Annotated in this window: 1 protein-coding gene; it reads right to left on the bottom strand. The window is 45.6% G+C overall.

Annotated elements, in window-relative coordinates; genetic code table 11:
* Nucleotides 1-964 (bottom strand): hypothetical protein (locus A3738_RS05095; protein WP_197473606.1); only part of this gene is annotated, 964 nt, incomplete at its 3' end.
* Between the last annotated feature and the right edge of the window lie 138 nt (nt 965-1,102).

Consider the following 1,102-nt stretch of genomic DNA (forward strand, 5'->3'; position numbering starts at 1 on the left):
CAGAGATTGGTGCTCCATCTCCGTAGAGTGCATCTGCGGTATTTCCTTGATCGACTAAGGGAGTGGATAAGGCGTTAGGGACGAAACAATTTCTATTGAAGCTTGCATTGACGCAATGAAGCGGGGACAGATTGAGCGCTGAGTCATCACCGTTGATACGGGATAAATAGTTGTTATCGTTTACCGCTCGCGCGAATACTCCAGTATCGTCCCAGTTCGCGGGATAAACTAAAGGTATTGTGTTTGTTGCCGAGTTGGTAGAAAGAAGAAGATTGTTGCGTGCAATCAGCTGCGCACTTCCCGCTAATTCAATGTGTGTTCCTTGAAAGATTTGTCCGATATTGTTGATTGTTTTCGACGTGTAGTACCAGGTGCTGTTAGTTAACGTTAAATCTCCGTCTATCACTTTGATCGCGCGAGTAGGGGTTGCATCACGCCCATCATAAACTGAATTACTGATTTCTACGCTAGCGTTTTTGAATTCAAGCGCACCCGAATCTAAACCATCAAAATAGGAATCACGGATAATAACGTTCTTGCTTGTACTGTCAGTCATTGATACTAAGCGGTCAGAAACGGCCCTGATAGCGCGGTTAGAGTTGTTCGAAAAGGCAGAATTAATAATGGTGAGATCGTTGTTGATGACGAGATCTTGTTGTCCGTTGTTGACGAGATTATCAAAGATCAAACTATCTTTGATTGTAAGAGAACCTCCGAGACCATGCACAATTAACAAGTCACTAGAACGTTGGCATACGAAGCCATAGATCGCGACGTTATCAAGTGTTACGTTGGCATTATCCGTATTGATAAACGTACTCATTCGGGTAAAGGCTAGATTCTCGATGCGAACATCAAGTGTCCGGCCCGCGCCATTTGCCCGGTTTACACGAAATAGCGTGCTGACTGGCTTGAGAATTGTTGCCCCGCCACCGCCTGGACCTTGATCAAACGGATAGCCCACATTTGTGAGGCCCGCAGTCGTAATCTAATGTTGGTGGTCATCGATAACGGGGCGTGAACTTCCAAGACCTTTGATCGTAATATCGTCAGTTACAAGAATTGGATTCTCAAAAGTGTAACGGCTTGAGCCGCCACCGGT

This window comes from Oleiphilus sp. HI0066 (assembly GCF_001635725.1).